The organism is Kribbella sindirgiensis, assembly GCF_004331435.1.
GTDB lineage: Bacteria > Actinomycetota > Actinomycetes > Propionibacteriales > Kribbellaceae > Kribbella > Kribbella sindirgiensis.
Map to the genome: position 1 here is coordinate 1 of NZ_SJKA01000022.1, position 12,895 is coordinate 12,895.

The window sequence follows — 12,895 nt, forward strand, 5'->3', positions numbered from 1 at the left end:
GGCCCCGCGAACGACCACTCAGAACTCAGGAATCACCAAGGCGTTCCGGTCGGTGGTTCGGCCGCCCGCGGGGCACACACCTAACCTAAATGTCGGTGGTTGTGCCTAGGGTTTGGGACATGACCGCTGCAGTTTCCGTAGATCCGCAGGTGCATCCGCGCGGGGCGTTGTCGCCGTCCCGGGCCGCGGACTTCATGAGCTGCCCGCTGAAGTACCGGTTCCGGGTGGTCGACCGGCTGCCGGAGAAGCCGTCGGCGGCCGCGGTGCGCGGGACCGTCGTGCACGCGGTGCTGGAGCGGCTGTTCGACCTGCCGCGCGGCGAGCGGACGCTGGAGCAGGCGGCGCAGATGCTCGAGCCGCAGTGGCAGCGACTGCTGGAGGAAGAGCCGGAGGTCGCGGAGCTGTTCGCGGAGGACGCGGACGGCGAGGAGCTCGCCAAGTGGCTCGCCGAGGCCCACCAGCTGCTCGGCAAGTACTTCGCGCTCGAAGACCCGAATGCACTGGAGCCGGCCGAGCGGGAGCTGTACGTCGAGACCGCGCTGGAGTCCGGTCTGGTGCTGCGGGGGTACGTCGACCGTCTCGACGTGGCGCCGACCGGAGAGATCCGGGTCGTCGACTACAAGACCGGGCGCTCGCCGTCGGAGTTCTTCGAGGCCAAGGCGCTGTTCCAGATGAAGTTCTACGCGCTGGTGCTGTGGAAGCTGCGCGGCGTGGTGCCGGCGATGCTGCAGCTGGTCTACCTCGGCAACGGCGAGATCGTCCGCTACGTCCCCGACGAGGCCGACCTGCGCGCTTGCGAACGCAAGGTCTCCGCGCTCTGGGTCGCGATCACCCGAGCCCTCGACTCCGGCGACTGGCGCCCCAGCCCGGGGCCGCTGTGCGACTGGTGCGACCACAAGCCCATCTGCCCGGCCTGGGGCGGCACACCCCCGCCGCTCCCCGCCCGCTCCGTCGAGGAAGTCGCCGCCGAGTCGGCAGGCATAGACCTGATCACCGTCGACGGTTAGCGCTGCCCTTGACCCGGTAGAGGAACCCTGGGTGTATACGGTTCATCGCATGAGTGTGGGCGATGTGGCGGTGCGAGCGACCGACGTCTGGAAGCGGTACGGCGGTGGTCTCACGCAGGTGGACGCGCTGGCCGGGGTGAGCGCGGAGTTCGGGAAAGGCCGGTTCACCGCGATCATGGGGCCCTCGGGCTCCGGCAAGTCGACGCTGCTGCACTGTCTCGCGGGGCTGGACAAGCCGTCGGACGGCAAGGTGTTCCTCGGTGACGTCGACCTGACCACGCTGCCGGAGAAGCAGCTCACGCACCTGCGCCGCGACCGGATCGGCTTCGTGTTCCAGGCGTTCAACCTGGTCCCGACGCTGTCCGCGCTGGAGAACATCACGCTCCCCCTCGACCTGGCGGGCCGCAAACCCGACCAGGACTGGCTGACCACGGTCGTCGACACGGTCGGCCTGATGGACCGCCTCCGCCACAAGCCGTCCGAGCTGTCCGGCGGCCAGCAGCAACGGGTCGCCTGCGCCCGCGCGCTGGTCTCCCGCCCGGACGTGGTGTTCGCCGACGAGCCGACCGGCAACCTCGACTCGCGGTCCTCCGGCGACGTCCTCGAGTTCCTGCATCGCTCGGTCCGGGAGTTCAACCAGACCGTCGTGATGGTCACCCACGACCCGACGGCCGCGTCGTACGCCGATCGCGTCCTGTTCCTGGCCGACGGGCAGCTGCGGTCCGAGCTGGTCGACCCGACCGCGGAGTCCGTCCTCGACGCCATGAAGCAACTGGAGAGCCGGCACGACACCGCGGACGAGCTGGCCGGCTGATGTTCAAGCTCGGCCTCCGTTCGGTGCTCGCGCACCGGCTCCGCTTCGTGCTGTGCACGCTCGCCGTCACTCTCGGCGTCGCGTTCGCCGGCGGCGCGATGGTCTTCACCGACAGCTTGTCCTCGGCGCTGAAGAAGAACTTCGCGGTCAGTACGGCGGACGTCACGGTCACCCCGGCGTCCCCGATCCAGACCGGCACGGACCGTCCCGCGACCTTTCAGATCGACCTCGTCGACCGCATCGCCGCCGTACCTGGGGTCGCTGCCGCCGTGCCGCAGCTCATGGTCGGCAACGTGCAGATCCTCGGTCCGGACGGCAAGCCGCTGGAGAACTACGGTCTGACGTCCTTCGGCGCCGCCTGGCCGCGGGACCCCGGCGCGGCGCCGTTCAAGCTCGTCGACGGTACGGCGCCCTGGGGCGGCCGCCAGCTCGCACTCGACGAGTCGACCGCGAGCCGCGCGGGGTACCACGTCGGCGACCAGGTCCGGATCGTCACGCCGACCCGAGCCGTCACCGCGACCCTCACCGCGACCACGACCCCCGCGCAGGCCGGCGCCGCCGCGGGCGCACCGCTGGTCAGCTTCGACGGGGCGACCGCACAGCTCCTGCTGCTCGGCAAACCCGGCTGGACCTCGATCACCGTCGCGCTCGAGCCGGACTCCGATCCGAACGTGGTCAGCAAGGCGATCGCGGACACCATCGGCGACGCGGTCAAGGTCCGCACCGCGCAGCAGGTCACCACCGACGGCGAACACGACCTCGACAACACCTTCGGCGGATTCGGCACCGTGCTGCTGCTGTTCGCCGGCCTCGCGCTCTTCGTCGGCGGGTTCCTGATCGTCAACACGTTCGCGATGGTCGTCGCGCAACGGTCCCGGGAGCTCGCGATGCTCCGCGCGATCGGCGCGTCCCGCGGCCAGGTCACCGGCACAGTCCTCGCCGAGAGCGTCGTCATCGGCTTCGTCGGAGCGACGCTCGGCCTCCTGGTCGGGATCGCCGTGGCCTCCGCGATCCGGTTCGGCTACGAGCTGCTCGACCTGCGGATCCCGACCGCGTCACTGCAGGTCACACCGACCACGATCATCGCGTGCTACGTGATCGGTATCGGCGTGACGGTCGCCGCCGCGGCCCCCGCCGCCCGCCGGGCCGGGAAGCTCCCACCGGTCGCGGCGATGCGCGACGACGTTCACGTCCCGGAACGCTCACTGCTCGTCCGGGTGCTGATCGGCGCCTTCATGCTACTGATGGCCGTCCTCTTCTTCGGCATCGGCGTGGGCGCCGGCGGACTCCCCGGCACCGTCCTGATCACGCTCGGCACCGGCACCGCGGTGCTCGCGATCGTGATGCTCAACCCGGTCATCAGCCGGTACGTCGTCCGCGCGCTGATGTACCCGTTCGGCCGCAAGGCGCCGGTCACCCTCGGCCGCCGCAACGCCGAGCGGAACCCACGCCGTACGTCGGCGACCGCGTCCGCGCTGATGATCTCCGTCGGACTGATCAGCGGCCTCCTGGTGATCGGCGCCTCGGTGAAGGCGTCGATCGACAAGAGCCTCGTCGATGCACTGGGCACGGCCGAGATCCTCGTCACGAACGACGGAACGCCCAGCTTCGGCGCCGAGGTCGGCGACCGGACCGCGAAGGTCCCTGGCGTCCGGGCCGTGCAGCGGGTCCGGCAGCAGTCCGGTGAGGTCGGCCGGACGAACGTCCAGGTCACCGGCGTCAGCGACGGCACGCTGGCCGGGCCGGTGACGACCACCTTCGACGCGGGCTCCGCCGCGGCGCTGGACGCCGGCCAGGCGATCCTCCCCCGCAACCTCGCCAAGACCCTGAAGCTCACCGTCGGCAAGCCGTTCGACCTGAAGACCACGAACGGCACCCACCGCCTGACCGTCGGCGCGATCCTCGCCCCGAACCGGCAGCTGAACGCGATCGTCGTGTCGCTCCCGACGTACGGGACGCTCGGCGGGTCGCCGAGCGACAACCTGCTGTACGTCGAAGTTGCCGAGGGCAACCAGGTGGCCCAGGTCCGGACCGCGATCCTGGACCAGCTGCGCAAGGACTACCCGACGATCGAGGTCCGCGACCAGGAGGCGTACGCCGCGGTCGCGCGGGAGCCCGTGAACGGTGTCCTGATCGCGGTCGGGTTCCTGCTCGCGATGGCGATCCTGATCGCGCTGCTCGGCATCGTGAACACGCTCGCGCTCGGCGTGGTCGAGCGGACCCGGGAGATCGGGCTGCTGCGCGCGATCGGGATGGACCGGCCGCAACTCAGCCGGATGCTCCGGGTCGAGTCGATCGCGATCACCCTGCTCGGCGCGTTCCTCGGCCTGGCGATCGGCGTCACCTTCGCCGCCGCGGTGCAGTCGGCGATGGTGGACGACGGTCTCGCGGTCCGCGACATCCCGGTGCTGCAGCTGGTGATCGCGGTCGTGCTCGCGATCGTGTTCGGCGTACTGGCCGCGGTCTGGCCGTCACGTCGCGCAGCGCGACTCGACGTACTGCAGGCCATCGCCTCCGAGTGAGGTGGAGCCAGACCAGTGATTCACAGGTAGCCTGCCGGTGTGCCGGGGACCGTGCAGTCGATCGAGCGGGCCGCGGCGGTGCTGCGACTGCTCGCCGCCGCGCCTGACGGGCTGGGGGTCGCCGATCTCGGCAACGCGCTCGGCCTGGCGAAGACGACCGTGCACGGGATCCTCCGGACGCTGCACCAGGTCGGCTTCGTCGAACAGGACCGCAGCGGCGCGCACTACCACCTGAGCGACGCGTTCGGGCGGCTCGGCGAGAGCTACCTCGACCCGAACGAGCTGCGCAGCCGCGCGATCAACTGGGCCGACTCACTCGCCTCCCGCAGCGGCGAGGTGGTCCGCGTCGGCCGCCTCGTCGAGGGCAAGGTCGAGGTCGTGCACCACGTCTTCCGGCCCGACGACAGCGACCAGGACCTCGACGTCGGTACGACGCTGCCGCCGCACGCGACCGCGCTCGGCAAGGCCGTCCTGGCCTACGACACCAGCGCCCGGCCGCGGACCCTGGAGGCGTACACGACCCGGACGATCACCGACCCGGTCAAGCTGGGAGAGGAGCTCGCTACGGTGCGATCCCGCGGGTGGGCCACCGAGTTCGAGGAGCACACGGTCGAGCTCGGGAGTATCGCGGCGCCGATTCGGGGCCTCGGCGGGCTGGTCGTCGGCGCGGTCGGGCTGACCGGCCGGATCGAGCGCATCTGCGACAGCCGCCTGCGGCACCGCGCCGACCTGGTCACCATGGTCCGCGCCACCGCCGACGCCATCGCCCGCGACCTCCGGGACGACACATGACCCGATCCGAGTGGCTTACGTCCGAAGAAGCGGCGACACCTCTCTCCAGTTCTTCGGACGTAACCTGGTGGTGGGGGTGGGGGGATGGCTGAGCAGTATGTGGCTGCGGTGGATCAGGGGACGAACTCGAGCCGGTGCATTCTGTTCGATCGGCGCGGGCGGCTGGTGTCGGTGGCGCAGCGCGAGCACCGGCAGTTGTTCCCGCGGCCGGGCTGGGTCGAGCACGACGCCGAGGAGATCTGGCGGAACGTGGCCCGGGTGGTGCCGGCCGCGATCCGGCAGATCGGCGCCGCGCCGTCGCAGGTCGTTGCCATCGGCATCACCAATCAGCGCGAGACGAGCCTGTTGTGGGACCGGCGGACCGGACGACCGATCGGGCACGCGGTGGTCTGGCAGGACACCCGGACCGACCGCCTGGTCACGGAGCTGGCCGGTGACGATGGGGCGGACCGGTTCGCGGACCTGTGCGGTCTGCCGCTGACGACGTACTTCTCCGCGCCGCGGATCAAGTGGATGCTCGACCACACGCCCGGTCTGCGGCAGCGCGCCGAGCGCGGCGAGATCCTGTTCGGGACGATGGAGAGCTGGCTGATCTGGAACTTCACCGGCGGCGCGAACGGCGGGCTGCACGCCACCGACGTGACGAACGCCAGCCGGACGATGCTGATGAACATCGAGACCCTCGAATGGGACGACAGACTGCTCGAGGCGTTCGACGTACCGCGGGCGATCCTGCCGGAGATCCGTCCGTCGTCCGGGGTGTTCGCGACCGCGACCGAAGTACTCCCGGGAGTCCGGATCGGCGCGGCCCTCGGCGACCAGCAGGCGGCGCTGTTCGGGCAGACGTGCTTCAGCGCGGGCGAGGCGAAGTGCACGTACGGCACGGGTTCCTTCCTGCTGCTGCACACCGGGCAGGAGATCGTCCGGTCCAAGCACGGGATGCTCACGACCGTCGCGTACCAGATCGGCGACCAGCCGGCGTCGTACGCGCTCGAAGGCTCGATGGCGGTCACCGGGTCGCTCGTGCAGTGGTTCCGCGACGGGCTCGGGATGATCCACACCGCGGCCGAGATCGAGACCCTGGCGCGGACGGTCGAGGACAACGGCGGTGCGTACATCGTGCCCGCGTTCTCCGGGCTGTTCGCGCCGCACTGGCGCAGCGAGGCGCGCGGCGTGATCGCGGGGCTGACCGGCTACATCACCAAGGGGCATCTGGCCCGCGCCGTCCTCGAGGCCACCGGGTTCCAGACCCTGGAGGTGGTCGACGCGATGAACGCCGACTCCGGGATCGCGCTGACCGCTTTGAAGGTGGACGGCGGGATGACGGCCAACAACCTGCTGATGCAGTTCCTCGCCGACCTGCTCGACGTCCGCGTGGTCCGGCCGATGGTGACCGAGACGGTCTCGCTGGGAGCGGCGTACGCCGCTGGGCTGGCGGTCGGGTACTGGCCCGACCTGGAAGGCCTGCGCAGCAACTGGCACCGCGCCGGCCAGTGGATGCCGCACATGGACCCGGCCCGCCGCGCCACCGAGTACGCGAACTGGCAGGCCGCCGTCCAGCGCACCTTCAACTGGATCCGCACCGAGGATCAAGAGCTGTAGCAACCCTTTCGGGCAGGGGCGAAGAGCGGCAGTCGTGATGTGGCTGTCAAACGCTTGATACATCACCTGCTTAGCGTCCTGACGACACCAGCACGATCGACTCGGGAGGAGAAAGTTTCATGTCTTCAGCTCGCAAGGTTCTCGCCGCGGTAGCCCTTGGGGTGTCGGCGCTGGCGGTCGCGCCGCTCACCGCGAACGCGCAGACGCTGCACGTCACCCACATCACCTGCCACGAGCAGGAGGACAACACCGGCGCCGACGACATCTACCTGCAGGTCGACGGCGGCACCGTCATGGAGTCGATCCAGTTCGTCAAGGGGGACAGCAAGGACATCTCCGGCGTCGGCATCGAGCAGGGCAAGGTGCTCGTGATGCGCGAAGGCGACTTCCCGGACGAGGACGACAACCTCGGCCAGAAGGCGATCACCGGCCCCGGCACGTACGAGTTCACCGACGACGGCGCTCACTACACGGTGACGGTCGGCTGACCATGACCGGGGAGGGCCGTCTCAGCCGGCCCTTCCCGGCACCCGGCCGCGGAACAGGTAGATGCTGAGGGCAACGACCCAGATCCAGAAGACCGCGTACGGGACCAGCCAGACGGACGTGGTCCAGAACGCCCGTCCGAGCAGGAACCCGATCGCGGCCGCGATCGCGACCCAGCCCAGCCAGCTCGGGAGCGGCGGCGTACCGACGATGATCCACCCGGCCGCGGCCAGGAATCCCGCCAGCGCCACCCAGGCGTTGGCGAAGCCCAGGTTCCCCATGTCGAAGGCGTATCGGGCGATCTGCGGGTCGACGCCCTCGTCCGTCCGGTACCCGGCCAGTTCCCAGCCCGGACTCATCAGCAGTACCACGAACGCGATGGCCGACGTGAACGCGAACGCCGACCGCCACGCGGGCCGGCCTTCCGTCTCACGGAGGACCACGCACACCACCGAGACGAAACACGCCAGCGCCACCGCGGCGAGCAGTCCCAGGAACGTCCCGATCGCATACAGCGTGTCGTGTCGCGCCTCGAGGAACCGCAGGATCTCTTCCCCGGACGCGTCGAACGCCGGCTCGCCGCCGCCGACCTGCACCAGCGCCTGACTCACCGCGACCAGCAGCAGCCCCGCCACCCCGGCCGATCCGCCGGTGATGGACAGCGTTCGCCACTGTCCGCCCAGCTGTGTCGTCTCCCCCGCCATGATTCGTCCCTCCCGCATCGAGTAAGACACGGAAGGGACGACGGCGTCCAGATGTCAGGCCGGGGAGACGATGTCCGGTGCTTCCAGGCGGACCTTGTCGGCCGACTCGTCGTCGGGCTGGTCCTGCGAATCGCGTTCGGACTGCACTCGCCGGGTGTAGAACGAGACCTCGCGCTCGATGGTCGCCTCGTCCCAGCCGAGGATCGGCGCGACCAGCCGGGCAGCCGCCTCGGCGGCGCCGACGCCGCGGTCCCAGGCCTCGATCGAGATCCGGGTCCGCCGGGCCAGGATGTCGTCGAGGTGCCGGGCGCCCTCGGCCAGCGCGGCGTACACGATCTCGGCCTTCAGGTAGTCCTGCGTACCGGGCAGCTGCTCGCCCAGCGACGCGTCGTCGGCGACGAGCTCGAGGACCTCGTCGACCAGTGCGCCGTACCGGTTCAGCAGGTGCTCGATCCGGGCGACGTGCAGGCCGGAGCGCTGCGCGATCAGGTGCCGCTGGTTCCACAGCGCCTGGTAGCCGTCCGCGCCGACCAGCGGGATGTTCTTCGTGACACTGCGCGGCACCCGCCCGTCGAGCGCGTCCGCGGCCGCGTCGATCGCGTCCTTGGCCATCACCCGGTACGTCGTGTATTTGCCCCCGGCCACCACTACGAGACCTGGCGCCGCGTGCGCGACCACATGTTCGCGGGACAGTTTCGACGTACTCTCCGACTCACCGGCGAGCAGCGGCCGCAGACCGGCGTACACGCCCTCGACGTCCTCTCGGGTGAGTGGGGTGGTGAGGACGGCGTTGACGTGGTCGAGCAGGTACTCGATGTCCTTGCTGGTCGCGGCCGGGTGCGCCTTGTCCAGATGCCAGTCGGTGTCGGTGGTGCCGATCAGCCAGTGCCGGCCCCACGGGATGATGAACAGCACGGACTTCTCGGTCCGCAGGATCATCCCGGTGCTGGACTGGATCCGGTCCTTCGGGACGACGAGGTGGATACCCTTCGACGCGCGGACGTGGTACTGCCCGCGCTCGCCCACCATCGCCTGCGTGTCGTCGGTCCAGACACCGGTCGCGTTCACGACCTGCTTGGCGCGGACCTCGAACTCGCGCCCGCTCTCCAGGTCCTTCGCCTGGACGCCGGTGACCCGCTCGCCCTGGCGCAGGAACCCGGTCACCTTCACCCGGTTGGCGACGAGCGCGCCGTACGACGCCGCGGTCCGGGCGAGCTCCATCGTGTGCCGCGCGTCGTCGACCTGCGCGTCGTAGTACTGCAGCGCGCCGACCAGTGCGGACTTCTTCAGCGACGGTACGAGCCGCATCGCGCCGCGCCGGGTCAGGTGCCGGTGGATGGGCAGTCCGGCGCCGAGGCCGGAGCTGACCGCCATACCGTCGTACAGCGCGACGCCGGCGCCGGCGTAGAACCGCTCCCACCAGCGGTGCTGCAGCGGGTACAGGAACGGCACCGGCTTCACCAGGTGCGGTGCCAGGCGTTGCAGGAGCAGACCGCGCTCCTGCAGCGCCTCGTGCACCAGCCGGAAGTCGAGCATCTCCAGGTAGCGCAGGCCACCGTGGATCAGCTTGCTGGACCTGCTGGAGGTGCCGCTCGCGAAGTCGCGGGCCTCCAGCAGTCCGGTGGTCAGGCCGCGGGTGGCGGCATCGAGCGCCGCGCCGGTGCCGACCACCCCGCCACCGATCACCAGGACGTCCAGTTCCCGTCCGTCGGCCAGCACGTCGATCGCGTCGGCCCTTGCTTGCGGTGACAGAGCCACTACAGCCACTGTGTTTCCTCCGAACTCGTTGTTACCTGAAAATCAGTCGACGTCGACCCAGTCCAGGGTGCGCTGCACGGCCTTCTGCCAGCCGGCATACCCCTTCTCGCGCTGCTCGTCGTTCCACTGCGGCTCCCACCGCTTGTCCTCGTTCCAGTTCGCGACCAGTTCGTCCTTGGTCTTCCAGAACCCGACCGCGAGGCCGGCCGCGTACGCCGCACCGAGCGCGGTGGTCTCGGCGACGACCGGCTTGCTCACCGGTACCCCGAGGATGTCGGCCTGCATCTGCATGCAGAGTTCGTTCGCCGTCACGCCGCCGTCGACCTTCAGTACGTCGAGCCGCACGCCGGAGTCCTTCTCCATCGCGTCCGCGACGTCCTTGCTCTGGTAGCAGATCGCTTCCAGTGTCGCTCGCGCCAGGTGCGCGTTGGTGTTGAACCGGGACAGCCCCACGATCGCGCCGCGGGCGTCGGACCGCCAGTACGGCGCGAACAGGCCCGAGAACGCGGGGACGAAGTACACGCCGCCGTTGTCCTCGACCTGGCGGGCGAGTGTCTCGGTCTCGCTGGCGCCGGAGATGATGCCGAGCTGGTCCCGCAGCCACTGCACCGCGGAGCCGGTGACCGCGATCGAGCCCTCCAGCGCGTACACCGGGGCCTCGTCGCCGAACTTGTAGCACATCGTGCTGAGCAGGCCGGCCTTCGAACGGACCAGTTCGGTGCCGGTGTTCAGCAGCATGAAGTTGCCGGTGCCGTAGGTGTTCTTCGCTTCACCAGGGTTGAAGCACACCTGACCGACCGTCGCCGCCTGCTGGTCGCCCAGGTCGCCGGTCAGCGGGACGACGCCGCCCAGCGGGCCGTTCGCGAGCGTCTCGCCGTACATGTTCGGGTCCGACGACGGCCGGATCTCCGGCAGCATCGAGCGCGGGATGTTGAAGAAGCTGATCAGCTCGTCGTCCCAGTCGAGGGTCTCGAGGTTCATCAGCATCGTGCGGCTGGCGTTCGTGACGTCGGTGATGTGTACGCCGCCGTTCACGCCGCCGGTCAGGTTCCACAGCAGCCAGGTGTCGGTGTTGCCGAACACGGCGTCACCGGCCTCGGCCGCCGCCCGGACGCCGTCGACGTTCTCGAGGATCCACTGGACCTTGCCGGCCGAGAAGTACGTCGCCGGCGGCAGGCCGGCCTTCTGCCGGATGACGTCGCCCTTGCCCTCGCGTTCGAGCGCGGAGGCGATCCGGTCGGTCCGGGTGTCCTGCCAGACGATCGCGTTGTAGTACGGCCGGCCGGTCTTGCGGTTCCAGACCACGGCCGTCTCGCGCTGGTTGGTGATCCCGAGCGCCGCCAGGTCGCTCGCCTGCAGGCCCTTCGCACCCAGCGCGGTCTGGACCACGGAGCTGGTCCGCTCCCAGATCTCGACCGGGTTGTGCTCGACCCAGCCGGCCTGCGGCAGGATCTGTTCGTGCTCCAGCTGATGGATGCCCACCTCGTTGCCGGAGTGGTCGAAGATCATGAAGCGGGTGCTCGTGGTGCCCTGGTCGACGGCACCGACGAAGTCAGCCATGGAAAGTCCTCTCCTCACACGTGTGTGTCATGCCGCCTTCTCCTCGGGGAGCCGGCCGGGTTCTTCTTCCTCGTCCGCGATCGGCAGGTTGCGGCCGACCAGGAGGTCGTACAGGAACGCGCCGACCAAAGCGCCGAGGATCGGTGCCACGATCGGCACCCAGAAATAGAGATCCCCGAACTGGTCTTTGAGTGCTCCTCCGTACCCCGTGATCAGCGAGGCCACCCGGGGCCCGAAGTCACGGGCCGGGTTGATCGCGTACCCGGCGTTGGTGCCCCACGCCATCCCGATGCCGACCACCAGCAGGCCGACGAGCAGCGGCGCCATGTTGGCCGCGGGTGACGTGTTGCGCAGGTCGGTGATCGCCAGGATGACGAACATCAGGATCGCCGTACCGATGATCTGGTCCCGGAAACCGCCCCACATGCCCACGCCGAGATCCAGGCTGCCGTTGCCGGGCAGGGTGGAGAAGATGCCCTGGGTCTTGATGGTGTGGCCTGGGTCGACCTTGCCGATCGCCTCGGTGTAGTTCCAGCGAACCACGAGCGCCGCCAGGAACGCCCCGAGGAACTGCGCCACCGAGTACGGCAGCACCTTCCGCCAGCTGAACCCGCGGAACGCCGCCAGCGCGATCGTCACCGCCGGGTTCAGGTGCGCGCCGGTCATCCGGCCCGCCGTGTAGATGCCCAGGGTCACGCCGAGACCCCATGCCCACGAGATCGAGTCGTGGTTCCCGATCCCGCCCGCCACCACCTGCGCCACCACGCCGACGCCGAACAGGATCAGGATGAACGTGCCCGCCAGTTCCGCCGAACACTCCCCCAGAAGGGTCTTCGCTTTGACCGCTTCGGTCGTAGCCATACCGAACCTCCCTTCCCCGCCGTGACGACCACGGCTGGCTGGAATCTAGGAGCGATCGCGAGGCGGCACAACGCCCATCGTTCGACATTGTCGAACGCCGCCCACCCGACTTCCGGCTGCGACACCCAGTCGAGTCACCGCAGCGAGTACGTACCTCCCGGCCCGGCGACCGTCGCCAGCAATCCGGGCTCCCCCGCCGCCACCCGCAGATCGGCGTGCAGAGCCTCGAGTACGGCGTTGACCTCGCCGGGCCGTGGATGTGTCGCCCCGAAGTCGACCAGCTCCACGGACGGCAACCCCGACCCGGCCGGATGGCTGCTCGTGCCCCAGTCGATCAGGAACGGCACGATCCCGTCGTACGGCGCTGGGTACGTCCACGTCAGCCGCCAACTCAGCAACTCGCCCGTCGGCGTCCTCCGGCTCATCGCCTCGATCGCCCCGAGGTCCACCCCCGCTTCCCGGGCCGCAGCCACGCCGGCCTCGATGTCCACCGGCCGAACCGCCCAGGTCACCAGCCGCGACCCCTGAAGCCCGTCGATCCCGAACGGCATCGCCCTTTCGACCGGCCGCTCCAGATCCGGCCCGATGATCTCCAGGTACGACGTCGGCCCGAACGCGACGAGGTAGTTCCGGGTCCCGCGCCCCTCATGCCGACCGCCTTCAGCCGGCTCGACGCCGGTAGCGACGGCAAACTCCCGCACACTCCGCTCGAGGTCATCAGTGGCCAGGACCAGATGATCCAACATGCCCCGACCCTACGACGCACTCAGATCCCGTGGACCCGGTAGT

General features: G+C 69.6%; 11 protein-coding genes. 6 read left to right on the top strand and 5 right to left on the bottom strand.

The genetic code is table 11. The features are described 5' to 3' along the window. The first annotated feature begins 119 nt into the window (after positions 1-119). The 6 genes from E0H50_RS37190 (at position 120) to E0H50_RS37215 (ending at position 7,225) form a co-directional block, all read left to right on the top strand. The gene (locus E0H50_RS37190) at positions 120-1,007 is read left to right on the top strand and encodes a RecB family exonuclease (protein ID WP_131295793.1); all 888 of its coding nucleotides are present in this window, start codon (positions 120-122) and stop codon (positions 1,005-1,007) included. Positions 1,008-1,056: 49 nt separating this feature from the next. Then, positions 1,057-1,821 (top strand): ABC transporter ATP-binding protein, encoded by a 765-nt coding sequence (locus tag E0H50_RS37195; protein ID WP_131295794.1) that lies wholly within the window; start codon positions 1,057-1,059, stop codon positions 1,819-1,821. Then, positions 1,821-4,343 (top strand): ABC transporter permease, encoded by a 2,523-nt coding sequence (locus E0H50_RS37200; RefSeq protein WP_131295795.1) that lies wholly within the window; start codon positions 1,821-1,823, stop codon positions 4,341-4,343. The genes E0H50_RS37195 and E0H50_RS37200 overlap by 1 nt, the downstream gene beginning before the upstream one ends. A 39-nt stretch (positions 4,344-4,382) precedes the next feature. Next, positions 4,383-5,135: an IclR family transcriptional regulator gene (locus E0H50_RS37205; protein WP_131295796.1), complete on the top strand. Its 753-nt coding sequence runs from the start codon at positions 4,383-4,385 to the stop codon at positions 5,133-5,135. Between the two features lie 84 nt (positions 5,136-5,219). After that, positions 5,220-6,737, top strand: coding sequence for a glycerol kinase GlpK (gene glpK / locus E0H50_RS37210; RefSeq protein ID WP_131295797.1), 1,518 nt, complete (start codon positions 5,220-5,222; stop codon positions 6,735-6,737). Positions 6,738-6,856: 119 nt separating this feature from the next. Beyond that, positions 6,857-7,225, top strand: a complete 369-nt coding sequence (locus tag E0H50_RS37215) for a hypothetical protein (RefSeq protein ID WP_131295798.1) — start codon at positions 6,857-6,859, stop codon at positions 7,223-7,225. 21 nt (positions 7,226-7,246) lie between these two features. On the opposite strand, the gene E0H50_RS37220 is transcribed toward E0H50_RS37215, so the two are convergent. The 5 genes from E0H50_RS37220 to E0H50_RS37240 all read right to left on the bottom strand — a co-directional run bounded on the left by E0H50_RS37220 (position 7,247) and on the right by E0H50_RS37240 (position 12,852). Then, positions 7,247-7,927 (bottom strand): hypothetical protein, encoded by a 681-nt coding sequence (locus tag E0H50_RS37220; protein ID WP_131295799.1) that lies wholly within the window; start codon positions 7,925-7,927, stop codon positions 7,247-7,249. A gap of 54 nt (positions 7,928-7,981) precedes the next feature. Further along, positions 7,982-9,694 (bottom strand): glycerol-3-phosphate dehydrogenase/oxidase, encoded by a 1,713-nt coding sequence (locus E0H50_RS37225; RefSeq protein ID WP_131295800.1) that lies wholly within the window; start codon positions 9,692-9,694, stop codon positions 7,982-7,984. A 33-nt stretch (positions 9,695-9,727) separates the two neighbouring features. Beyond that, positions 9,728-11,245: a glycerol kinase GlpK gene (gene glpK / locus E0H50_RS37230; protein ID WP_131295801.1), complete on the bottom strand. Its 1,518-nt coding sequence runs from the start codon at positions 11,243-11,245 to the stop codon at positions 9,728-9,730. A gap of 27 nt (positions 11,246-11,272) precedes the next feature. Next, complete coding sequence (locus tag E0H50_RS37235) at positions 11,273-12,106, bottom strand: MIP/aquaporin family protein (protein ID WP_131295802.1); 834 nt, start codon at positions 12,104-12,106, stop codon at positions 11,273-11,275. 134 nt (positions 12,107-12,240) lie between these two features. After that, positions 12,241-12,852, bottom strand: a complete 612-nt coding sequence (locus tag E0H50_RS37240; protein ID WP_131295803.1) for a VOC family protein — start codon at positions 12,850-12,852, stop codon at positions 12,241-12,243. Between the last annotated feature and the right edge of the window lie 43 nt (positions 12,853-12,895).